The sequence below is a fragment of the Rhodococcus sp. IC4_135 genome, assembly GCF_011602025.1.
Taxonomy (GTDB): domain Bacteria; phylum Actinomycetota; class Actinomycetes; order Mycobacteriales; family Mycobacteriaceae; genus Rhodococcus_F; species Rhodococcus_F baikonurensis.
Window position 1 is genome coordinate 644,808 of sequence record NZ_JAAOLG010000001.1, and the last position, 21,002, is coordinate 665,809.

At 61.4% G+C, this 21,002-nt stretch carries 25 protein-coding genes; 11 read left to right on the forward strand and 14 right to left on the reverse strand.

What is annotated here, in order from left to right:
• Positions 1-18: 18 nt before the first annotated feature.
• The 3 genes from G8767_RS03145 to G8767_RS03155 form a co-directional block, all read right to left on the reverse strand.
• Positions 19-900 (reverse strand): shikimate dehydrogenase, encoded by an 882-nt coding sequence (locus G8767_RS03145; protein ID WP_124567606.1) that lies wholly within the window; start codon positions 898-900, stop codon positions 19-21.
• Between the two features lie 63 nt (positions 901-963).
• Positions 964-2,340: an MFS transporter gene (locus G8767_RS03150; RefSeq protein WP_166809308.1), complete on the reverse strand. Its 1,377-nt coding sequence runs from the start codon at positions 2,338-2,340 to the stop codon at positions 964-966.
• Positions 2,341-2,479: 139 nt separating this feature from the next.
• A complete protein-coding gene (locus tag G8767_RS03155) occupies positions 2,480-3,397 on the reverse strand; it encodes a LysR family transcriptional regulator (RefSeq protein ID WP_054831264.1) in 918 nt (305 codons plus the stop codon).
• 134 nt (positions 3,398-3,531) lie between these two features.
• On the opposite strand from G8767_RS03155, the gene G8767_RS03160 reads away from it, so the two are divergent.
• A complete protein-coding gene (locus G8767_RS03160) occupies positions 3,532-4,224 on the forward strand; it encodes an SDR family NAD(P)-dependent oxidoreductase (protein WP_166809309.1) in 693 nt (230 codons plus the stop codon).
• Positions 4,225-4,246: 22 nt separating this feature from the next.
• Here G8767_RS03160 and G8767_RS03165 read toward each other — a convergent pair whose 3' ends face one another.
• Positions 4,247-5,020, reverse strand: coding sequence for a hypothetical protein (locus G8767_RS03165; RefSeq protein ID WP_166809310.1), 774 nt, complete (start codon positions 5,018-5,020; stop codon positions 4,247-4,249).
• 105 nt (positions 5,021-5,125) lie between these two features.
• On the opposite strand from G8767_RS03165, the gene G8767_RS03170 reads away from it, so the two are divergent.
• Together G8767_RS03170 and G8767_RS03175 are read left to right on the forward strand one after the other, a co-directional pair.
• On the forward strand, positions 5,126-5,953 hold the full coding sequence (locus tag G8767_RS03170; protein ID WP_166809311.1) for a crotonase/enoyl-CoA hydratase family protein: 828 nt from the start codon (positions 5,126-5,128) through the stop codon (positions 5,951-5,953).
• Complete coding sequence (locus tag G8767_RS03175; protein ID WP_166809312.1) at positions 5,950-7,488, forward strand: AMP-binding protein; 1,539 nt, start codon at positions 5,950-5,952, stop codon at positions 7,486-7,488. The genes G8767_RS03170 and G8767_RS03175 overlap by 4 nt, the downstream gene beginning before the upstream one ends.
• Here the strand turns inward: G8767_RS03175 and G8767_RS03180 are convergent.
• Entirely contained in the window at positions 7,481-8,113 is a 633-nt protein-coding gene (locus G8767_RS03180; protein WP_166809313.1) for an alpha-ketoglutarate-dependent dioxygenase AlkB, read from the reverse strand. The genes G8767_RS03175 and G8767_RS03180 overlap by 8 nt on opposite strands.
• Positions 8,114-8,260: 147 nt before the next feature.
• Between G8767_RS03180 and G8767_RS03185 the strand changes: the two genes are divergently transcribed.
• Positions 8,261-8,677 (forward strand): hypothetical protein, encoded by a 417-nt coding sequence (locus tag G8767_RS03185; protein WP_095968791.1) that lies wholly within the window; start codon positions 8,261-8,263, stop codon positions 8,675-8,677.
• 69 nt (positions 8,678-8,746) lie between these two features.
• Here G8767_RS03185 and G8767_RS03190 read toward each other — a convergent pair whose 3' ends face one another.
• Entirely contained in the window at positions 8,747-8,974 is a 228-nt protein-coding gene (locus G8767_RS03190; RefSeq protein ID WP_240951823.1) for a hypothetical protein, read from the reverse strand.
• A gap of 247 nt (positions 8,975-9,221) precedes the next feature.
• Between G8767_RS03190 and G8767_RS03195 the strand changes: the two genes are divergently transcribed.
• Positions 9,222-10,013, forward strand: coding sequence for a MerR family transcriptional regulator (locus tag G8767_RS03195; protein WP_166809314.1), 792 nt, complete (start codon positions 9,222-9,224; stop codon positions 10,011-10,013).
• Between the two features lie 383 nt (positions 10,014-10,396).
• On the opposite strand, the gene G8767_RS35515 is transcribed toward G8767_RS03195, so the two are convergent.
• Together G8767_RS35515 and G8767_RS03210 are read right to left on the reverse strand one after the other, a co-directional pair.
• Positions 10,397-11,299: a DedA family protein gene (locus tag G8767_RS35515; RefSeq protein ID WP_206028807.1), complete on the reverse strand. Its 903-nt coding sequence runs from the start codon at positions 11,297-11,299 to the stop codon at positions 10,397-10,399.
• The gene (locus tag G8767_RS03210; RefSeq protein WP_234036860.1) at positions 11,296-12,003 is read right to left on the reverse strand and encodes a methyltransferase domain-containing protein; all 708 of its coding nucleotides are present in this window, start codon (positions 12,001-12,003) and stop codon (positions 11,296-11,298) included. Before G8767_RS03210 ends, G8767_RS35515 begins: the two co-directional genes overlap by 4 nt.
• 132 nt (positions 12,004-12,135) lie before the next feature.
• On the opposite strand from G8767_RS03210, the gene G8767_RS03215 reads away from it, so the two are divergent.
• Both G8767_RS03215 and G8767_RS03220 read left to right on the forward strand, forming a co-directional pair.
• Positions 12,136-13,272, forward strand: coding sequence for a histidine kinase (locus G8767_RS03215; protein ID WP_166809316.1), 1,137 nt, complete (start codon positions 12,136-12,138; stop codon positions 13,270-13,272).
• A complete protein-coding gene (locus G8767_RS03220) occupies positions 13,269-13,913 on the forward strand; it encodes a response regulator transcription factor (protein WP_029536917.1) in 645 nt (214 codons plus the stop codon). Before G8767_RS03215 ends, G8767_RS03220 begins: the two co-directional genes overlap by 4 nt.
• 37 nt (positions 13,914-13,950) lie before the next feature.
• Here G8767_RS03220 and G8767_RS03225 read toward each other — a convergent pair whose 3' ends face one another.
• On the reverse strand, positions 13,951-14,136 hold the full coding sequence (locus tag G8767_RS03225; protein WP_240951824.1) for a hypothetical protein: 186 nt from the start codon (positions 14,134-14,136) through the stop codon (positions 13,951-13,953).
• 171 nt (positions 14,137-14,307) lie between these two features.
• Here G8767_RS03225 and G8767_RS03230 point away from each other — a divergent pair, with 171 nt between their 5' ends.
• Positions 14,308-14,676, forward strand: coding sequence for a hypothetical protein (locus G8767_RS03230; protein ID WP_166809317.1), 369 nt, complete (start codon positions 14,308-14,310; stop codon positions 14,674-14,676).
• 23 nt (positions 14,677-14,699) lie between these two features.
• Here G8767_RS03230 and G8767_RS03235 read toward each other — a convergent pair whose 3' ends face one another.
• From G8767_RS03235 to G8767_RS03245, 3 genes are all read right to left on the reverse strand, one after another.
• A complete protein-coding gene (locus G8767_RS03235; RefSeq protein ID WP_166809318.1) occupies positions 14,700-15,845 on the reverse strand; it encodes a HoxN/HupN/NixA family nickel/cobalt transporter in 1,146 nt (381 codons plus the stop codon).
• 140 nt (positions 15,846-15,985) lie between these two features.
• On the reverse strand, positions 15,986-16,315 hold the full coding sequence (locus G8767_RS03240; RefSeq protein WP_095968798.1) for an AzlD domain-containing protein: 330 nt from the start codon (positions 16,313-16,315) through the stop codon (positions 15,986-15,988).
• On the reverse strand, positions 16,308-17,045 hold the full coding sequence (locus G8767_RS03245; RefSeq protein ID WP_166809319.1) for an AzlC family ABC transporter permease: 738 nt from the start codon (positions 17,043-17,045) through the stop codon (positions 16,308-16,310). Before G8767_RS03245 ends, G8767_RS03240 begins: the two co-directional genes overlap by 8 nt.
• A 79-nt stretch (positions 17,046-17,124) precedes the next feature.
• Here G8767_RS03245 and G8767_RS03250 point away from each other — a divergent pair, with 79 nt between their 5' ends.
• Together G8767_RS03250 and G8767_RS03255 are read left to right on the forward strand one after the other, a co-directional pair.
• On the forward strand, positions 17,125-17,565 hold the full coding sequence (locus tag G8767_RS03250; RefSeq protein ID WP_020970517.1) for an Lrp/AsnC family transcriptional regulator: 441 nt from the start codon (positions 17,125-17,127) through the stop codon (positions 17,563-17,565).
• A gap of 57 nt (positions 17,566-17,622) precedes the next feature.
• Entirely contained in the window at positions 17,623-18,048 is a 426-nt protein-coding gene (locus G8767_RS03255; RefSeq protein WP_095968800.1) for a VOC family protein, read from the forward strand.
• Here G8767_RS03255 and G8767_RS03260 read toward each other — a convergent pair.
• Together G8767_RS03260 and G8767_RS03265 are read right to left on the reverse strand one after the other, a co-directional pair.
• Positions 18,045-19,055, reverse strand: coding sequence for an AraC family transcriptional regulator (locus tag G8767_RS03260; RefSeq protein WP_166809320.1), 1,011 nt, complete (start codon positions 19,053-19,055; stop codon positions 18,045-18,047). The two genes, G8767_RS03255 and G8767_RS03260, sit on opposite strands and share 4 nt — an antisense overlap.
• Entirely contained in the window at positions 19,052-20,242 is a 1,191-nt protein-coding gene (locus G8767_RS03265; protein WP_166809321.1) for a pyridoxal phosphate-dependent aminotransferase, read from the reverse strand. Before G8767_RS03265 ends, G8767_RS03260 begins: the two co-directional genes overlap by 4 nt.
• Positions 20,243-20,377: 135 nt before the next feature.
• On the opposite strand from G8767_RS03265, the gene G8767_RS03270 reads away from it, so the two are divergent.
• Positions 20,378-20,956 carry a carboxymuconolactone decarboxylase family protein gene (locus tag G8767_RS03270; protein ID WP_020908828.1) on the forward strand — a complete coding sequence of 193 codons (579 nt, stop codon included), beginning with the start codon at positions 20,378-20,380 and terminating at the stop codon, positions 20,954-20,956.
• Positions 20,957-21,002 lie beyond the last annotated feature (46 nt).

Sequence of the window (21,002 nt, forward strand, 5' to 3'; positions counted from 1 at the left end):
GTAGACGTTCGGTTGTGCTCATGCGCGTGCCGTCTCGGAGAGCATTTCGCTCAGATGGCTGCGCATGCGATCCGTATCGGCTTCGATACCGGTCAGGAGTGTGAAGGTGTCAGAGGCTTGAGCCACCAGCATCTGCCCACCGTCGAGGACCGAGCATCCGAGAGCAAGTGCAGCATCGAGTAATTCGGTGCGCATCGGTCGGTAGACGATGTCGGCAACCCACAAGTCCGAATGGAGCGCAGCGGGATCGAAGGGAGTTCCGGGATGGCCGACCATCCCGATCGGAGACGCATTGACGACGCCGTCGCACGTAGTCAGGTTGGCGGCGATCTCACCGATCACCAAAGCCGTTGTGCGCGTGGCAGGGAAGGCCGAGGCGACGCGAGAACACACATCGGCAGCGCGATCGGGATCAATATCTGCGATGCGAAGATCCGTGGTGCCGGCGGCGGCGAGGGCGTAGGCCACAGCGGAACCCGCCCCTCCTGCCCCTGCGAGCACCACTCGGTCCAAGGCGGCGTCGGGCAAACTGCGTTGCAGTGCGGTGAGGAATCCGCTGTGGTCTGTGTTGTGGCCGATCAAACGGCCGTTGTCGACGACAACCGTGTTGACGGCACCGAGCAACCGCGCGTTGTCGGACAGCTCGTCGAGCGCGTCCACGACAACCTGCTTGCACGGGTGGGTGATGTTCAGTCCGGTGAAATCGCCCCCGACGGCGCCACGCACCACCTCACCGGTTTTCTCGACCGGGATGTTCAGGTTCTCGAGATCGATCAGTTCGTAGCTGTAATCGTCGAGTCCGAGTGCTGATGCTTCGTGTGCGTGCAACGCGGGCGAGAGTGAGGTGGCGATACCCGACCCGACAAGGCCGATACGGTGACGTGTGTATTCGGTAGTCATGACATTCTCCTGCATAAGTGGGGACGGCCCCTCGCGGAGATTCAGCGCGAGGGGCCGGTCCGGTCAAGCGTTGTTGCTGGTGAGCTCTGAGTCCTGCTTGCTCGGCAGGCTCGGCTTCGGTAGGCCCAGTTCTGCTGTGGGCGTGCGGTACGTTTCCGGTCCGGTCATTGCCGCGATGGCGGAGACGACGGCGAAGCCCAGGCACATCCATGCAACTGGTGTCCAGTTGCTCTTGTCTCCGGCCGAAATGGCCTGGGCGATAGCCGGTGTGAAGCCGGCAACAAGGAGTCCGAGCATGAGGCTGACGGCCATTCCGGTGTACCGGACCTTCGCGGGGAACTGCTCGGGGAAGTACGCCGGGTACGTGCCGTTGGGCATCGCGTAGAAGATTCCGATCATGACGATTCCGGAAGCGAAGACCATGGGGACGCTTTGGGTTCCGATCGAATGGAAGAACACGAAGATCATCAGGCCGGCTCCGATCGCGCCGACGACGAAGATGGGCTTACGTCCGTAGCGATCCGAGAGAATGCCGAACAGCGGCTGAGTCAGTACGGCAACAAAATTGGCGGTCGCGATTGCCCACAGCATGGTTGAGCGTTCGAATCCCGATTCGACGGCGTACGCCAGGGCGAAGACGTTGACGATGGTGTTGATCATCGCGAAGGTCGAGCTCATGCTGATACGGATCACGGTGCGCCAGTGCGAGCGGAACATCTCGACGACGGGAATTCCGGCCGTCTCATCCTGTTCCTTGAGTTCTTCGAACACCTCGGGCTCATCCAGGGCGCGACGTAGCCACAGGGCAACGACGGTCACGATGATGCTGAGCCAGAAGGGAACTCGCCAGCCCCACGAGTAGAGGTCTTCGTCGGGCAGGCTCGCCACTGGGATGAAGACCAGGCTGGAGACGACGATACCGAACATGATCCCGCTCATGGTGAACGAGGTGAAGAACGAGCGACGGTGATCCGGTGCGTGTTCGAGTGTCAGTGCCGAAGAGCCGGGTGATTCACCGCCGGCGGAGAGCCCCTGAAGTAGGCGAAGCAAGACGAGAATGATCGGCGCGGCGATGCCGATCTGGTCGTAGGTCGGCAGGCAACCGACGATGACTGTCGCAACACCCATGAGGAGCAGGCAGGCGAGAAGCGCGTTCTTGCGTCCGTACCGATCGCCGAGGTGTCCCCACAGCACTGCGCCGAGTGGGCGGGCGACGTAGGCCACGCCCAGGGTGCTGATCGAGAGCAGCGTTGCCGTCGAGCCGCCGCCAGGAAAGAAGATCTTGGGGAATACGAGCGCGGCCGCGGAGCCGTAGATGAAGAAGTCGTAGTACTCGAGGGTGCTGCCGAGGAAGCCTGAAACGGCGGCGCGGCGCGCGTTCGAATTCGGATGTTCTTCGGTGGAGTGCGTGGAACCGGTGGAGGTGATCGGTGGTGCCATGTGAAGTCCTTTCGTCCCGATGGGCCGGCCGTGGCGGCACGTTTGGTGATGCACCACGCATCGGTGACGTCCCTCACCTTTCGGCGGCTGAGACGACAGTGCCACGAAGGACTATGGCGCGTCCAACACTAAATGAGTCTCAGATAATGACGTTTTTGGTCTCAATATCGGGCGTAGGCAGAATCTCCTCGGACGTCTCCAGTGCGACGGCGAGCGCATCGGTCATGTGCCGGGGTGACCAGGCAATTCCGTGATTCATGAACGTCGGCTCGCCGGTGAGCGGGACGAACACACTGCCAGGTGGGGTGATCGCAGCCATCCCGGACGTCATCAGCGCTACGCCGACGCCCGCGGCAACGAGCATGAGGATCATGTACGGATCGGTGATCTCCTGGACGACGCGAGGTCTGAAGTCTGCGTTCATGCAGGCGCGCATCGCGGTTTCCTGGAGGGCAGAGCCGGCCGAGAGCGGGGTGGTCACGAATCCGTCGTCGGCCAATTCACGGAGGTCGATCGCGTCCCTCTCGGCGAGGGGATGGTCGATCGGAAGCACGGCGCCGAATGCCTCCCGTCGAATCAGCCTGGTAGACAGCGACGCGGATTCCACCGGCAGTCCCACGAAGGCCAGATCGAGGGCGCCGCTCTCGAGTTGAATGACCGCGTCGCGAGTCATGATCCGGCCGAGGAGTGTCAGTTCGACTTCCGGATAGCGCTGACGCAACGCGCGGGTCAATGGCGGAAGTGCCTGATAATTGAGCACTCCGGTGAAACCGATCGTGACCCGTCCGTAGACGCCTCCCGACGACGCGCGCGTAGCGTGTCGTGCCGTCTCCATGTTCTCGATGACGCGATAGGCGTGGGGGAGAAATGCGTGTCCGCCGGATGTGAGTGCGACGCTGCGAGTGCTTCGCTCGAACAGCTTGACGCCGATGTCCTTTTCGAGCTTTCGGATCATCTGGCTGAGCGGAGACTGGGCCATCTGGAGCCGTGATGCGGCCCGCCCGAAGTGAAGTTCTTCCGCAACCGCGACAAACGCGTGCAACCAGCGGGTTTCCATCGGCAAGGCCTCCAGGTATTTGACGTTGACGACAAACGCCATATATTCAGAATTTCTACACAGTGTGACGGCAATTATGCCTATTTGCAACATAAATTGAGTGCGTATCGCACAGAAACTCAGGAGTGAAGACGATGCAGAGTTATCCCGAAGGTGTTACCGCGCTCATCACCGGTGGTGCGAGCGGAATCGGTGCCGCCAGTGCAAAGCTGTTGACGGAGAATGGCGTTCGGATCATTACTGCCGACCTTGCCGAGGGGGCGGATGAACAACTCGACGTGAGTGATCCGATCGCAGTCGACGCGCTTCGTGCTCGAATCGGCAGGGTCGACATCTTGATCAACAGTGCGGGAATCGTCGGGCCGTCGGCGCCACTCGTCGACGTCGATCTTGCGGGCTGGCAGCGTACGTTCCGCATCAACGTCGAGGGAACGTTTCTCATGTGCCGGGCATTCGTGCCGGGGATGGTCGCGTCGGGGTGGGGGCGAGTCGTAAACCTTGCGAGCATTGCGGCCAAGGACGGAAACCCGAATCAGAGTGCGTATTCGGCGTCCAAGGCGGCCGTCGTCGCGCTGACGAAATCGCTCGGAAAAGAGATCGCCACCACCGGTGTGCTGGTCAACGCGATAGCTCCCGCGGCGGTGGAAAGTCCGATGAATGCCGGCACCGATCCGGCCATCCTCGCCCGTTCGCAGTCTTTGACGCCGATGGCGCGAATGGGGAAGGCGGACGAAATTGCCGAACTGATCTCCTGGCTGTCGTCGTCTGCGGTGAGTTACTCGACCGGTGCTGTGTACGACGCCAGTGGTGGCCGCGCCACGTACTGAATTATCTTCTGGGAGAAGTCGATCAGAATTGGAGCAGTGACTGCCACAGTTCACGAGATGCATCTTGGTACTCGAGCATGTGCGAGATCAGGTCTCGCAGTGGCTGCGTCGGTTCGAGTTCTTCCGGAAGAAGTGGATTGCGCACGATGACCGAGATCACCGCGCTGCCCAAAGCAAGTGATTCGCGGGCCGCCTCCTCGCGACTGATTGTCGCCAGGCGTGTTTGCGCCTGTGTGAGTGCTTCACGGGCCCCGGCGATGTCGGCCAACAGTGCTTCCGAGTTCCAGAGTGTGCGAATTGTCGAATCATCCTCGGGGGCAAGGTGATCGATCTCCATGACTGTAGATTCGGGGGCGGTGCCGAGTCGGCGGAGAGTGCGGCGGGCGCTGTCGGTGCCGCCGGCGAGATTGTTCGGTCGGACTGCGAGTGTGGGCTTCCAGTCCTCGTAGCCCGCCAGGCGCAACGCCTGATCGTGCCGGCGAGCGGCAGTGCGGTCGCTTCGCTTGAGACCTGAGTGTTCGACGGCGATCCAGGTGCCGTCCCAGGGGCGTATGCGATCGGTGCGTGTTCGCCACCCCTCGACCTCGCCGTAGGTGGGGATGCCGTCCGGGTTGAGGACGTACGTTCCGCGAGCGGTACGACGCAGTTTGTCCTCGCGGCACAGACGGCCTGCTGCCACGCGAATGCTCGAGGCGCTGACGCCGACGATCTCGCCGGCCCGGGTCAGCACGGCGGTGCTGAACTCGGTGTCCGGACTGGCCGTCGCGAGGTCCAGTACGACTCGGGTTGCGGACATTCCTCGATCATTTTGTAACAACTTTTGAACAACTCCTGACAAATTCTGTTACAAGTGGCATGGTGGGTACCGGGAAACCATATCCGCGAGCAGTGAGGAATTATCGTGACCGACTCCGATCGACCAGGTGGCGATGTCTATGTGGAGCGTGACGGCGGCGTCACCGTCATCGTGATGAATCGCCCCGATCGCAAGAATGCGGTGGACGGACCGATGGCGGCGCAGTTGCGATATGCGTTCTTGGATTTCGAGTCGGACGAGAGTCAGAAGGTCGCGATTCTGTGGGGTGCGGGCGGCACATTTTGTGCCGGTGCGGATTTGACCGCAGTCTCCGACCCCGCCCGAGTGCACGAGTTGCATCCCGAAGGTGGCGGCACCGGGCCGATGGGGCCGAGTCGGTTGGTGTTGTCCAAACCGTTGATCGCTGCGGTCAGCGGATACGCGGTGGCCGGAGGGCTCGAGCTTTCCTTGCTCGCGGATCTGAGAATTTGCGAGGAAGATTCCGTTTTCGGAGTCTTCTGCCGACGCTGGGGAGTTCCCCTCATCGACGGTGGGACCGTGCGTCTGCCGCGAATCGTCGGGCAGGGGCGAGCGCTCGACATGATCTTGACCGGTCGCCCGGTCGACGCTCTGGAGGCGCTGTCCTTCGGACTTGCCAATCGTGTTGTTCCCGTGGGGCAATCACTTCAGGCTGCCAAGGAGCTTGCACACCAGCTGACCGCTTTCCCTCAACTCTGCATGCTCGCGGATCGCGCGTCGGCCTATCGATCTTTTGATCTACCACTTGCCGAAGCACTGCGCGCCGAGGGCGTTGCAGGAAATCCCATTGTCATCGCTGAAGGTGTGCGCGGCGCTGCTGCGTTCGCCGCGGGCGCCGGCCGGCACGGCCGATTCGAGAACAACCGGAATTCGAACGAGGAAACTGAACCATGATGCCCATAACCAGAGACCTGATCGTCCGTGGCGCGCGACAGCACGGCCCGCGAACGGCCGTCGTCTTCGGCGATCGATCGATGACGTTCACGGAAGTGGACGAACTCAGCAGCCGATTGGCACACGCATTCATTGCGCTCGGTATCGGGCGCGGCGCGCGGATTGCGTTGCTGATCAACAACTCTCTAGCCAGCGTGCCTGTCGATTTTGCCTGTGTGAAAGCCGGCGTCAACCGGGTTCCACTCAATTCGCGACTGTCGCTCGACGAGCATGCGCGGATGCTCGAGGACACCGACAGCTCGCACGTCGTCTTCGGTCGTGACCTCGCAGACCGGGCCGCGGAACTGTCCGCCCGGTTCCCCGATCGGACATTCATCGGTCTGGAAACGGATGCGGCGGGACAGAGCTCCTTGCTCGACCAGGCGCAGAGCATGCCTTCGGACACCCCGGACGTCGAGGTGGCTCCTGACGACGTGATCCTGACTTTGTTCACCTCTGGGACTACCGGAACGCTGAAGGCTGCGCAGCACACTCAACGTAGTTACGCCGGTATCTGCCGCAACGTACTGCTCAATCTGCTTCCTGCAACTCGAGACGACACGATGCTGCACGCGGCGTCGCTGATCCATGCCAGCGGTGTTTTCGTGCTTCCGTTCTGGCTCCGCGGCGGTAAGACCGTCATTCTTCCTGGATTCGATCCCTCGACGTTCTTGAGCTCGATAACCGAGCATCGTGCCACCGCAATCAATCTGGTGCCGACGATGATTCAGATGCTTCTCGAACGCCCTGATTTCGCGACCGCAGACATCTCGAGTCTGAAATCCGTGATCTACGGTGCGTCGCCGATGCCGCTGGCCACCATCGAACGGGCAATGCAGGCTTGGGGGCAACACCGTTTTCTGCAGTACTACGGGCAGACCGAGGCACCGCTGTGTATCGCAGTCCTACGGCCCGAAGATCACACGGAAGATCGCCTGCTGTCCTGCGGTCAGCCGGCCATCGACGTCGAGATCAGGCTGCTCGACGGTGAGGGAAACGAAGTGCCGCAGGGAGAACCGGGCGAAATCGTGATTCGCTCGCCATCTGCGATCGCCGGATACTTCAATGCACCGGAACTGAATGCTGACACCTTCACCGAAGACGGTTGGGTCCACACACGTGACATCGGCCAGTTCGATGCCGAGGGATTCCTGTTCTTGAAGGACCGAGCGTCGGACATGATCATCAGCGGCGGATACAACGTCTATCCCCGTGAAGTCGAGGACGCACTCCTGACGCATCCTGCTGTTCGTGAGGTTGCCGTGGTGGGCACCGCAGACGCCAAGTGGGTGGAGGCCGTCACGGCGGTGGTTGTCCTCGAGGACGGGACCGTCGAAAACGACTCACTCCAAGCCTCATTGGTGGCGCACGTCGGCGAGCGACTGGCGTCGTACAAGAAACCGCGTCGGGTAGTTTTCGCCGAATCGGTTCCGAAGACCGCCGTCGGCAAGCTCAATCGGAAGGCGCTTCGAGACGAGCTTCGCGACGCTATCTGACTCCGCGAGTGCGGAATTGAACGCTGATTCTCGGCCCGAGGGCTCTCGCACTCTTGGGGACGCAGTGTTCCCAGGTTCGTTGGCAAGATCCGCCCATCACGAGTAGATCGCCGTGACCGAGATTGAACCGGATCGATTCGCCACCCCCGCGGGGGCGCAGAAGGAGCGGGCGAGCGGCACCGAGAGACAGGATGGCAACCATTGTGTCCTCGGTGCGGCTTCGTCCCGTGTCGTCCCCGTGCCAGGCAACGCTGTCGGAACCGTCACGATAGAAACACAGCCCCGACGTGGCGAAGGGCTCGCCGAGTTCGTTGAAGTAGTGCCTGCTCAGCGCATCCTTGGCTTCGGCGAGAAGTGCGTCCGGCAGCGGTTGGTTTTCTGCATAGAAGCACACCAGCCGAGGTACGTCGACAACGCGGTCGTACATCTGACGCCGTTCGGAGCGCCACGGGACCGTGGCCTCCAGGTTGTCGAACACGGTCGCGGACCCGGTCAACCAGGCAGGGCGATGGTCGACCCAGGCGCCGGCGGTGAGAATGCGTCGCTGCACGGTGCCGTCGAGTTCGGCCAAAGAAACGCCGAGGTCACCGTTGTCGAACAGAGACGGTTGCATCGTGGCGGTCATGGGCACAACAGTACACCGTAATCGAACGTATGTTCCCATGAATTTCAATTGCGGTGCTGGACGGCTGTTCATCCTTGCTGGGTGATGTCCGTCGGTGTGAACCTTTGAATACTGTTCTCACGCTATTTCGCCGATGAAGGGGACGCCATGACTGCTCCGCGCCAATCACATGCGAACCATCCTGTCCGACAGGGCTTTGCCATCGGGACGACGGTGGCGGCCGCATGCCTGCTCTTCGTTGCCGGCGTAGTCGCATTACTGCAAGGCATCGCGGCTCTCGCAGACAACGATCTCCTCGTCGTCGGAGTCAACTACACCTTCGAATTCGACGTCACGACGTGGGGTTGGATCCACATCGTGCTCGGAATCATCGGCATTGCGGTCTCCCTGGGGTTGTTCGTGGGGATGACCTGGGCTCGCGGGATGGCATTCGTGATCGCGGCCCTCTCGATCGTGGCCAATTTCTTGTGGTTGCCGTACTACCCGCTGTGGTCGATCGTGATCATCGCTCTCGACGTCGCTGTGATCTGGGCCGTCGCGACGTGGCGACCCGACGAGGTCTGATCACCTGACCGGAGTGAGTGGTTCACCTGCGACAGGTGAACCACTCACTGCTCGGTGCGGGGGCCGGAGTCATCTCCGCTTCGGAGAATCGCGTTCCGGGTCGTCGTTCGGATGCAAGTGCTTGGACGATCGTTGAGGGAAGCCGTGGATCATCGAGCACGAGATCCAGCAGATGACGACGGTAGCCAGGCCGAGCCCGATCGAAGCGATCGGTTGCCGGGTGGCCAACCATACGATCAGCCCGATGGCCGTCCCGACGATCAGAATCAGGATGGTGTCGATTCGTGTCGTTTGCATCGAAATCATCGCCTGGCACAGATTGTTTCGCCGGCCCCGCTGGTTTTGGCGGCCCGCCGCCCGGCGAGTGACAGCCGGGGGCAGACCTTGCGCGGCTGACCCCTCGCTCTGGAAATCGCCGCCGCAAGGGATCAATACCCGCGAAATTCGTCCGCGAAACTCCTGGCCGCTAGAACAGGACCTTGGGCCCGTGGCCCGGCGTGCCGAATATTGACTATGACGTAGCGTCATAGTTGATGCTGTTCGTATGCGAATCAGCGACGTGGCCAGGGCGGCAGGCACCACCCCACGGACCGTTCGGCACTATCACCGCCTGGGCCTGCTGGCTGAGCCGAGACGGCTGTCCAATGGATACCGAACGTACGAACTACCCGATCTGGTCAGGCTGATGCGCATTCGTTGGCTCTCTGCCGCCGGCATTCCACTCGGCTCCATTGCCGCAATGATCGAGCCGGAACCGATCGATGCACGAGAACCGGACGACTTCGCCGAAGATCTTTCTTCCCTGATCGCGGAGATAGACCGGAAGCAGCGCGTCCTCGCAGACCAGCGAGTGCGCCTCGAGGAAATGCTCTCGGCGCGAGGTGCCGGCCGGGTGGTCTCGCCGCTTCCGGTGGAGTTGCTGTCTGCGTTCGACGAGTTGATCGCGTCGTCCCCGACGGATTCGGTTCGGCATGTCTTCGAGCGTGAACGCGACATGTGGGAATTGGTGGCGATCTCGGGAACTGCGCCGCATGAACTGTTCTCCACGGCTACGCGATTGCTGTCCGACGAGAGTGACCGGAAGCGAATCGTCGATCTGTACCGCCGTTTCGCCGCACTGGCTGGGCGCGAGGTTACCGAGGCCGCATACGAGATCGCGAACTTGTCGTGCGAGTTGGAGGAATCGCTGGCCGAAGTCCTCGGCGACGTGCCCACGGACGGAGAATCTGCAGGTGTGGGCGTCTCGGTCGGGATCGCAGATCTGGTGCCTGATCCGGCGCAACGGGAAGTGGTCGTGCGCGTCGCAGCACGTCTCATGTCTGGAGGAAGTTCATGATCCGAACATTGTGGTTACTCGCGAGAGGTCGGGTTGACGGAGGTTCCAGCGATACAGCGACTTTCGGCTACTCGAGGGGGACCATGTCGATACCGGTGGCATTTGCAGCGGCGAGTGTGATCGAGGCCGTAGCGATTCATTTCCTGGTTCCATGGCCTTGGCTCCGCATCGTGCTGCTCATCGCAACGGTGTTGTCGCTGATCGCGATCGGTGGGTGGCTTGCCGGACGTGTCGTGCGCCCGCATCTCGTGTCACCTCGAACAGCGGTGTTTCGATCAGGCGCAGGTATACGCGTCGAGGTGGACCGATCACGGATTTCGCGGGTGAGCATGGTCCGAAGATTCGGTGAGACGGCAAATGCGATTGTCGACGACTGCCTGGTTCTACCGGGGCCCGACGGCACTGTCGTGGACGTCGGCTTCGACCGACCCGTCTCGGTCACGCTCCCGAAACGGCTGTCGAAGGGATCTGGCTCCACTCTGATCGATGGGTTGCGGTTGCATGTCGACCAACCCGGAGAGTTCTGTGCAGCGTTGTCGCGGAACTGAACTCACATCACGTCGTCTGCGATCCGAATGATCGATGTCCTCCTGCATGCGGTGGCGCCCAGCCTGCGCCGAGCGCTCGCAGAAGGTGCTTCCGCAAGAGTACGCACGGGACCAACCAGGTAACACCCGCGCTCTCGATCTGCTGCGAAGGATCACCCATCTTGCTCCGACCACCGCGGCGGCCGTCAGTGCGGCAATTGCGACAAGAAACGGGGCCCCGAACGTCGTGATCTGATGGAGTGATGCGGCGGTCATGTACCCGAGGGTTGTCTCGGCTGTCGCCCACACGAGGGCACCGACCGTGCTGTACGGAGCCATCTTGCGGTACGACAGATCAGACATCCCGACGAGGTGGGGAGTCAGTGTTCGCACGACCGGGATGAATCGACTTGCCAACACAGCAGGGCCGCCGTGTCGAAGGATCAGTGCCTCGGCTCGTCGCAGTAACCGAGTGGGGACGCGGCGAAAGAGCCTCTCGCTGAAGGGACGCCGGTGAAGCGAGCGCCCGGTGCGGTGGGCGAGGAAGTCACCGACCACGACTGCCATGGCGGCGATTGCGATGAGAACCGCCAGATTGACGTGCCCGTACCGGGCCATTGCGCCACCTGTCACCAGAAGTGTGAACGTGGGGACAAGAGCGCCGACAAGAAGAACGGACTCGGCCAGGACCGCAGTGCCGACCAGCGCGTAGGCACCATAAGCGGGTACATGTCCCAGCAGCCCAACCAGATCGATCACGCGTTCACCTGGGGATCAGTCGGGGCGGGGTTCGGTAGGACTTCACGAGACAGTTCCCACACCAGGGCGGGCGGAAGGTTCGCCCAGATTGTCTTGCAGTCCACGGTGAATCGTTGTCGGTATTCGGTGAGAAGCTCCTCGACCTGGCGGTGGCGACGCACTGATTCCCGTGCAGCGGTCACCGAACGCAGTCGACGAGTGCCCCGGTAGGCGAAGTACGTCAAACACCCTCCACCTGTGAGAAGTTCGTCGTAGCGCGTGAGAATGTCCCTCACCGTGCCAGGCGCAAAATTGGTGAACGGTAGTCCGGAAACGATCGCGTCGTAGCGAATGTCATTTTTCATCAATTCAATTCGTGATTCGTGGACATGCGTGCGCGGCCCACCGAATCTATGGGCGTCGCGAGTGAGCTCGCGCAATCGAGCTGCGAAGCGCGGATTCGTTTCGACGACATCGAGTCTGTCGGTCGGCGAGAGCCGGTCGAGCAGCGCCGTTGTGATCGGGCCCGTCCCTGCTCCGACCTCGAGGACAGTGCGCGGACCGTCGAATCGGGTAACCGGTGCAGTCATCGCCCGGGCAAGTGAGATGCTGCTCGGAGCGACGGCGCCGACGTCGCGGAAACCGTCGAACGCCTCGCGTAGGAACATGGCGGAAGAATTGACTCCGGGGCGGACAGATCGAGTGGAGCGGGGTTTGTCATTCACGGATTCGACGCTACGAATATCGGTGAGCAGGAGAATCGGCCGATCGACGACGGTATACCCCGACGAAAGTCGGGGGTCGTGGGCTCCCATCGTCGGGGTCAATCGGGAGCTGTGACAACTACTGTCATTGGCATGACCTGGGCTGAGAACTCGACCGTCCGTGCAACGGGGCGTCTCGTCATCGTCGCGGTGTTCACCGCGACCGCTATCCAGAACTGTGCGTCATCTCTCGACAGCGGATATCGGGTTCCCGGGATCGTCGTCGCGGCAGTTGCCGGGGCATTGATCGCTTGGCAGAGAGTCCCCTGGTACGTCGCCCCAGTGGTGATTACGGCTGCAACCGGCATTTTCGGCTGGGTTCTTCTGCCGCTGCTGGCGTTGGTCTTGTTCGATCTTACAGTCCAGCGGCGCACGAACATCGCCCTGCTCTTCAGTGCAATCGCGATCGCGGTGACAGCATTCGCGCCTGCTCAGGCCACTCCACAGGCAATCGAGATATCCGCGATGATCATCATTCTCGCGTTGCCGATGCTGGCGGGAATGTGGGTCGGACACCGCCGGAAAAGGATCGCGGTGCTCAACGACGAAGTCGCGCGTCTCAAGCACGAACGGAGTCTGGGGGAGGACCGGGCGCGCGCCAAGGAACGGGCCCGGATCGCAGCGGAGATGCACGACGTTCTCGCGCATCGTCTGAGCATCATCGCTCTGCACTCCGGTGTTCTCGAGGCCAAATCGGCGACCCTCCCCGCTCCGATCGGTGATCGACTTACTCTGTTACGCAACGCATCCACGCAAGCATTGTCCGATCTGCGAGACCTTCTCGGGGCCCTTCACGAATCCCCTGAAGATCTGCCGACTCGACCGGTTCTCGTAGATGTCGACGACCTGACCGAACAAGCACGCGCGGCCGGGCAAGATGTCACGCTCGTAGTCGATGGCACCTCAGCTGACGCCCCTGTCGCCCATCAGCTCGCTGTACAGCGCATCGTCTTGGAGTCGATGACCAATGCGCGTAAACATGCGGTAGGCGGTTCGGTCACCGTCCGCCTCGCCTACGGACCACCTGTGACTACCGTGTCGGTCGACAACACGCTCGGGTCGGCATCCTCGGATGCAGCCCCCTCCGGCTACGGATTGGTCGGACTCCGTGAGCGAGTGCTCGCGCTGGTAGGTGAATTCGAAGCGGGCCCCACCGACGAAGGCGGGTGGCGAGTCTCAGCTCGAATTCCACACCCCCATCCGGTCGAACAAGATTGGCAGGAAAAATGATCCGCGTAATGATCGTCGACGACGACGCACTTGTTCGACTCGGCCTCACGGACTTACTTGTCGACGACCCCGACATCGAGGTCGCTGCGCAAGCATCCGACGGCATCGAAGCAATCGAGAAGGCTACCGCTCACCGGATCGACGTTGCGTTGGTCGATATCCGTATGCCGAGAATGGACGGCATCGCGGCGATCTCGAGGCTCCGCGCTCTGCCGCATCCGCCGAAAATTATCACTCTGACCACCTTCGATCTCGACGAATACGTCTACGAAGCAGTGGCTGCGGGCGCCGATGGGTTCCTGCTCAAGGACGCTGCTCCCGGCGAAATAGTGCGCGCGGTCCACACTGTGGCTGCGGGATCGGCCATCTTGCACCCCAACGCCGCCAGGCGACTTATCGACCGCTACCACCGCACCGATACGAAGGCGGCAACAAATGCCCGCCAACGCATCGAGTCTTTGACGCCCCGCGAACGGGACGTCCTCGACCTCCTCGCTCGCGGGGATACCAACGCAGAGATTGCGCAGGAGCTCGGTATGCGGGAGAGCACGGTCAAAGCTCACGTCAGTCGCATCTTGGCCGCGTTGCAGACCACAAACCGCGTGCAAGCCGCGCTGCTTGTGCGTGACGCCCAGCAATGACGCCGAGCCACGGTGCTCTACGGCCCTGCTCGCGTATTCACCGAAGCGGATCGACAACCAGCCACTCCACCGTGCCACCGACATTCCACAGTGCGGCGGGGTTGTCGAGCGAGGCTGAGTACGTAGCCGCAGCTTGGTTGCCGACGATTTCACCGCTCTCGCCCGACGGCGGGTTGGGCCGCAGGAATTCGGTGGGGTGCGGACCCGGCCATGCAGGCTCCACTATTGCATCTCACCAACTCCGCAGGATGCGCCTTCCGATAAGTAAGTGTAAGCCGCTGAACATGCCCGACAAGTGAATTGGATTGCGAATCACGTGGGCAGTCGAGTCTGCGACCTCTGCCCATTTCGGTTGATCGACCAGGGGGCAATTCCGCCCGTTGTACTGTGAGCCATGCCGACCCCGCTCCGACGTGCATTCAAGATTGGCGTGTTAGCGCTGGCAACGATTGTGGTGGCGGCCTATCTGTATTTGGCCTTCACTTATCGCAGCGCTGATGTCTTTGCGCCGCCGGGACGCATAGAGTCTCTCGGACGGACCTATCTGATCAGCAATTTCCCGCCGCACACTCGTCAAGATATCGAAGAGCGATACGCGCAAGGCCACAGTGAGCAGTACACCTTGGAACGAGTGAGTTCCGTATTTCCGTGGCGCGCTGTCTACCAGTGGCAGAACGACCAGATCCGCGGCCAGGCGACGTCGAGTGCGTACCTGAAATGGGGCGAGACGTACATCAGCTATTCGCTTTCGGGTGGCCCATGATTCCCGCGTAGACCGAGTCGGACTCACATCGCTTCGTCCGCTGCCGCTCGTCGTGCTACTGCTACACCGGACTGCGCCTGCCACCGTTCCTCGATGCGGCCGTACCGCCACACGAGTAGAGCAATCAGCCAGGTGGCGACAAAGAGTCCGACGATGATGAAGCCCATTGCGCCGAGATCCAGGTTTCCGATTGCGCCGAGAACGCCGTCGTGGATGTCGAGTTTGTCGGTGAAGATCGAGATGATTTCCTGGGTCCCGATCAACAGGGCTACTGCCACCGAGAGCCCCGTGATCACCATGTTGTAGTAGATCTTTCGCACCGGTTGGGCAAACGCCCAACCGTAGGCGAAGTTCATGAACGATCCGTCGATGGAGTCGAAAAGCGACATCCCGGCGCAGAAGAGTATCGGTAGGACGAGGATCGAATACCACGGGAGCCCCGTCGCCGCCGCGCCGCCGGCGATCACCAGAAGTCCGACTTCGGTGACGGTGTCGAATCCCAATCCGAACAGTAGGCCGACCGGGTACATGTGCCAGGGCTTGCGGACCATCTTCATGACCGGGCCGAGGATCTTGTTCAGGGCACCGCGGTTGTCGAGTTCCTTTTCGAGTTGTTCCTCGTCAAAGGTTCCGGCCTTGTACTTGGTGTACACCCGATGAATCCCGATGAGAGAGACGAGGTTCAGGATTCCGATCAAGATCAGGAACGTGCCGGAAATGGTGGTGCCGAACAAGCCGGTCCACTTCTCCAGATCGGAGTTGTCGTCGGAAAGGCTGGTGGCCAGTTGCCGCACACCCAAAGCCAACAGGGCGACGAGAACGAAGACGATGGTCGAATGTCCGAGCGAAAACCAGAACCCGACGGACATCGGTTTCTTGCCGTCCGCCACCAACTTCCGAGTGGTGTTGTCGATAGCGGCGATGTGATCGGCGTCGAACGCATGGCGCATGCCGAGCGTGTACGCCGTGACACCGAGTCCGATGCCGAAGACACTGCCTTCGATCGTGTAGTGGCCGGGCACGACCAGACCGAGAAGAACTGCCCACCCGACGACGTTGAGTGCAACGACGGTGACGGTCATCCCGATGATGCTTCGACGCTGGCCTCGATCCAGACTGTGCCAGGCACCGGCGATTCGAGTGCCCGTCGTGGTCATTGTCGTGGACATCGAACCTCACCGATCTTTCAGTCGCGGCCGGCGGCCACACTACTGAAATCGTATAAGTGTTCAACTGTTCAGATAAGCGCCTGGAGGTTACAAATTGCCCATTCGGGAGTAAAGATATTTTGCTCGTCGATGGGAAATGCTCAGGCGAACACGGTGTTGACCAGCGCGACGTAGATCGTCGTTCCGACGACGATGCTCAGGACGGCATTCTTTCGCCACAGGTGCGCGGCGATCGTGGCGCACACTGCAATCAGTTCGGGTAGGCCGTGAGAAGGGGCGGTGATCGACACCCCTTTGAGCGAATACATGACGAGGATCAACATGATGCCTGCCGGCATGTAGATGCCGAGGTAGCCGACCAAGGCGGAGGAGCGCAGTGGCATGAGCGCGGCAAACGGTATCGCCCGCAGCGCGAAGGTGACCACGGCCATGACGGCGACGGCGGCAAAGATGTACGAGGTGTCAGGCATCGATCTTCGCCTTTCGTGAGTCGTAGACGAAGCGGCCGATCAGGAAGAGCACGAAGGCGCCCATCGCAATTGGCAGCATGTGCTCCGGCGCTGCTAGCCGGGCGACCAGAGCGCAGGTGACCGCGGCGACCGGCACCGCGAATCCGTTCTGTGCACGAATCGCTTCGATCGAGAGGACGACGAACAGCGCGGTCAGGGCGAAGTCGAGACCGACGATCGAGTCCGGAATCCACTGCCCTGCAGTCGCGCCCAGAACCGCACCACCGATCCAGTAGGCGTGCAGGTACAGCTGCGAGTAGACGATGGTGCGACCGGTGAGCGCCCGGGGATCGGCAGTCACCGACATCGCGTAGGCCTCGTCGGTCAGTGCGAACATGCTGTAGAAGCGAGCGAAGGGATTTCGAATCTTTTCCAGCGGAAAACTCAAGGCGTAGAAGACATGTCGAAAGTTGACCAGCAGTGCGGTCAGCGCGACGTACGGCAGTGGTGTCATGGCCGCGACCATTCCGACGGCGAGAAACTCCAGCGATCCTGCGTAGATCAGCGAGGTGAAAGCGACTGCCCACCAAGGACTGAGGCCCTGTTGGACCACAAGAACGCCGAGTGCGATCCCGAGTGGGAGCAGGCCGAATCCGACCGGCAGCGACAGCTGGAAGGCGTGCCGCCACGCCGGAGTTCGCGGCGGGAGTTCGACGGCAGTTGCGGCCGTCGACGATGCTGGTTCGATCACGACGCAAATCTATAACAAAGATCGAGGTGATCGATTGCTCATAATGCCCACATAGTGAACAGTGCGCAATAATAGTGCGATGGATGCCATGGATGACGCAATTTTGTTTCACCTTCGTCAGGACTCTAGTTTGACCAACACCGAATTGGCCGATCTGGTGGGTCTGACGCCCTCGCCTTGCCTGCGCCGCGTGAAAAAGCTCGAAGCCGACGGAATCATCACCGGATACCGGGCGATCGTCAGTCAGGAAGCGCTCGGTCGAGGATTTCAGGTGATCGTCACCGCCGAGATCGGAGTCAATGACCAGGCCACCATCGAAGACTTCGAATCCCAGGTCGCGGCGTTCGACGAAGTGATCGAGTGTCGGCGACTGTTCGGAATTCCCGACTATTTCATCCGCGTCGCGGTGAAGGATCTCGCGACGTACGAGAACTTCATGGTCACCAAGCTCAGCGGGCTTCCGGCTGTCTCGAGGGTGACGTCGCTGATCACCATGAAGACCATCAAGAGCGTCGACTGACGCCCGGGCTCACCCGAACCTGCGCCACGTGTCGGTGGTCGGCGTTAACGTCGGAACATGGGATACGAATTTCAAGTCACAGTAGATTCGGCGCACCCGCACGAACAAGCGAAGTGGTGGGCCGCAGCACTCGGGTGGGCAGCGGAGCCTAGCGACGAAGACTTCATCAGGGGCCTCGTTGCCGCTGGTCACGCCAAGGAATCCGACACCACGACCTTCGAGGGAGTCCTCGTCTGGCGCGAAGGCGCGGCCATCAGCGATCCGGAGCATCCTGAACGTCCCCGCGTTCTCTTCCAACTGGTTCCGGAATCGAAGACGGTGAAGAACCGACTCCATTTCGACATACGAGTGGGGGACAAGCGCGAGGATGTCGCAGCGCAACTCGAGAAGGTCGGAGCGACGATCCTGCATCGAGGAGCACAGGGGCCGAGTGTGTGGATCACGATGACCGATCCCGAGGGAAACGAGTTCTGTGTCAGCTAGCGGTACGAACTCGGAGTGTCGCCGGTCCATCGTTTGAAGGCCCGACGGAAGGCGCTGGGTTCGGAGAATCCCAATCGCGCCGAGAGTACTTCGACGGATTCTCCGCGTCGCAGACCGGCGATGGCTACGTCGCGGAGTACTTCCTCGCGCAGCTGATTCAGTGATGTTCCGTCGCGCCGCAGTAGTCGACGCAGGTGGGGAACACTGATCGAGAGCATCTCGGCGATCTCCTCGGCGGTGGAGGTTCGACCCTTCACCCCGAGTTCCAGGACCCGTCGCACCTGCGCCGACGCAGTGCTGTCGTAATCGCGTTCGGACATGAGCTGAATCGGAGATTCTCGGAGGTACTCCTCCAATGTCTCCTCGGTTTGGATGATCGGTGCACGCATTGCCGAGTTGTCGAACTCCAGTGCCGCTCGCTGCGCGCCGAAGGTGACGGGTGCTCCGAAGATGTAGTCGTAGTCTTGCGCCAACCGCGCATCCGGTGCCGAGTAAGGAAATTCGACGGCCCGCAGGCGGACGCGTTTCCCGATCAGCCACGCGGAAAAGCGGTGCAGCAATATCAGGACGAAATCGGTGGTAACACGTTCTGCTACATCAGGTTCGGCGATACCTTCGCGAGCTCGGACGGCAAAACTCACCCGAGTGCTTTCCTCGCCCTTCTCGATCGACAGTGGGGCGAGCGCCGGCAGTGCGCGGATCACGTCGGACATTCGATCGAAGGCCGATCCGAGATCTGGGCAGTGGATCAGCGTCAGGCAGATCAATCGGAAAGTGCCGCGGGGGACCGGAGCTGATCCGAGGCCGAACAATTCGTCGTCGGTGATCTGCCAAGTGGATTGGATGAAGGTGGTGACCTGTGTCGGGGTGAGTCGGGCGCGAGGGTCGGACAAAGTCTCGAGGTCGATCCCGGCAGTTCGCAGTGCACCCGACAAATCGACGTGATTGTCCGGCGAGAACGCGAGGTAGCGGTGGACGAATGCGGCTGGGATTGTCCGCGCTGTCATGGGTGTGCTGCTCCTTGGAGCAGGTGGAGACGGCGCGCTGCTTCGGACAGAATGTGATCCTGTTTGCAGAAGGCGAAGCGCACCAGGTGCTTCCAATCGTCGCGGTTGTCCGCGAACACGTCGACCGGTACGGCTGCGACGCCGATACGCTCGGGAAGCTCGCGGCAGAAATCTCCCGCGTCGGTCTCACCCAACGGCCTGATGTCTGCGAGAAGGAAGTACGTGCCACCGCCGGAATGCACGGTGAAACCGGCTTCGGTCAGTGCTTTGCCGAGTACGTCCCGTTTGCCTTGCAGGCTCTGCCGAAGCTCGACCACCCACGGTTGTTCGTTGGTCAGCGCATACGCAACGGCAGGTTGAAATGGTGCACCGGCGACAAACGACATGAACTGCTTGGCTGCGCGAACACCGTCGATGAGTTCGCGGGGGCCGATCGCCCAGCCGGTTTTCCAGCCGGTGACATTGAAAGTCTTTGCGGCACTGGACACCGTGACGGTGCGCTCACGCATGCCCGGGAGCGACGCCATCGGTGTGTGGGTGAGGCCGTCGAAGACCAAGTGCTCGTAGACCTCGTCACTCAACACGATCAGGTCGCGTTCGCACGCGAGTTCGGCGATCGCTCGAAGTTCGTGATCGGTGAACACGGTGCCGGTGGGGTTGTGAGGACTGTTGACGATCAACATCTTCGTCTTGGCGGTGATCGCACCGCGCAATGCATCGAGATCGACCGCGAATCCGTCTCCCGCGGCTACCAACGGAACTGTGCGACGCACAGCGCCTGCCAATGCGACAGATGCTGCATAGGAGTCGTAGTACGGCTCGATCAGCACTACTTCTTCGCCGGGTTCGACCAGTCCGAGAATCGCAGCACTGATCGCCTCGGTGGCGCCGACGGTGACCAGAACTTCGGAGTCGGGGTCACTGTCGAGTCCGTAGCGGACGCGCCGATCCTCGGCAATGGCCTGCCGCAGCACGGGCATGCCCGTGCCGGGTGGGTATTGGTTGACGCCCTCGGCGATGGCTCGCCGCGCTACTTCGAGCATGGCCGCAGGACCGTCGGTATCCGGAAAGCCCTGACCGAGGTTGACCGCGTCGTGAAGGGTGGCCAACGCTGTCATCTCGGCGAAGATCGTGGATGCGAACGGCTGCAGACGCGAGACGGTGCGGTTGCGGGGCGTCGAAGGCATCTTTGCAGCTTAGTCGGCTGAGACCGCATCCTCACATCCGCTCGGGCGCGGCGCTTGTCACGTTTGAATCGCCGCCGTCGTCCAACTCTGTAGAGAGCATCGAATCCGGTGCCCCAGAACAAACGGAGGCTTGCCATGACTCGCATTCCCGCAGTGACACCGTCAGAAGCCAGTCCGTTGATCAAAGTAGCATACAAATTCGCCGCCAGGCAATACGACGAAGTTCCCGAGCCCTTCGCCGTCCTGGCCAACCACCGCAAACTGTTCGTCGCCGCTGCCCGTCACGAGATGGCCGTGCAGAAGGCGTCGAAGGTGCTGCCGTCGAACATTCGTGAACTGGCCGTCTATCGCGTCGCCTGGACCGTCGGCTGCTCGTGGTGTGTCGACTTCGGGACGATGCTCTCGCGCCTGGACGGTTTGGACATCGACAAGCTGAAAGGGATCGCGAATTACCGCGATTCACCGAAGTACAGCGAGGACGAGCGGGCCGCGATCGCCTACGCCGATGCCATGACCGGTGACCCCCACGGGGAGAACGGAGTGACGGACGAGCAGGTCGCGGATCTCGAGCGCAGGTTCGGGCGGGCGGGCGTCGTGGAACTGACCTATCAGATCGGGCTCGAAAACATGCGCGCCCGGATGTATTCGGCATTGGGGATCACCGAGCAAGGGTTCAGCACCGACTCCTGTCGCGTGCCCTGGGCCGAAGAATGATGCGCTGACCCGTCTACGGCAACTATCGACAATGCTCCGCAGATAC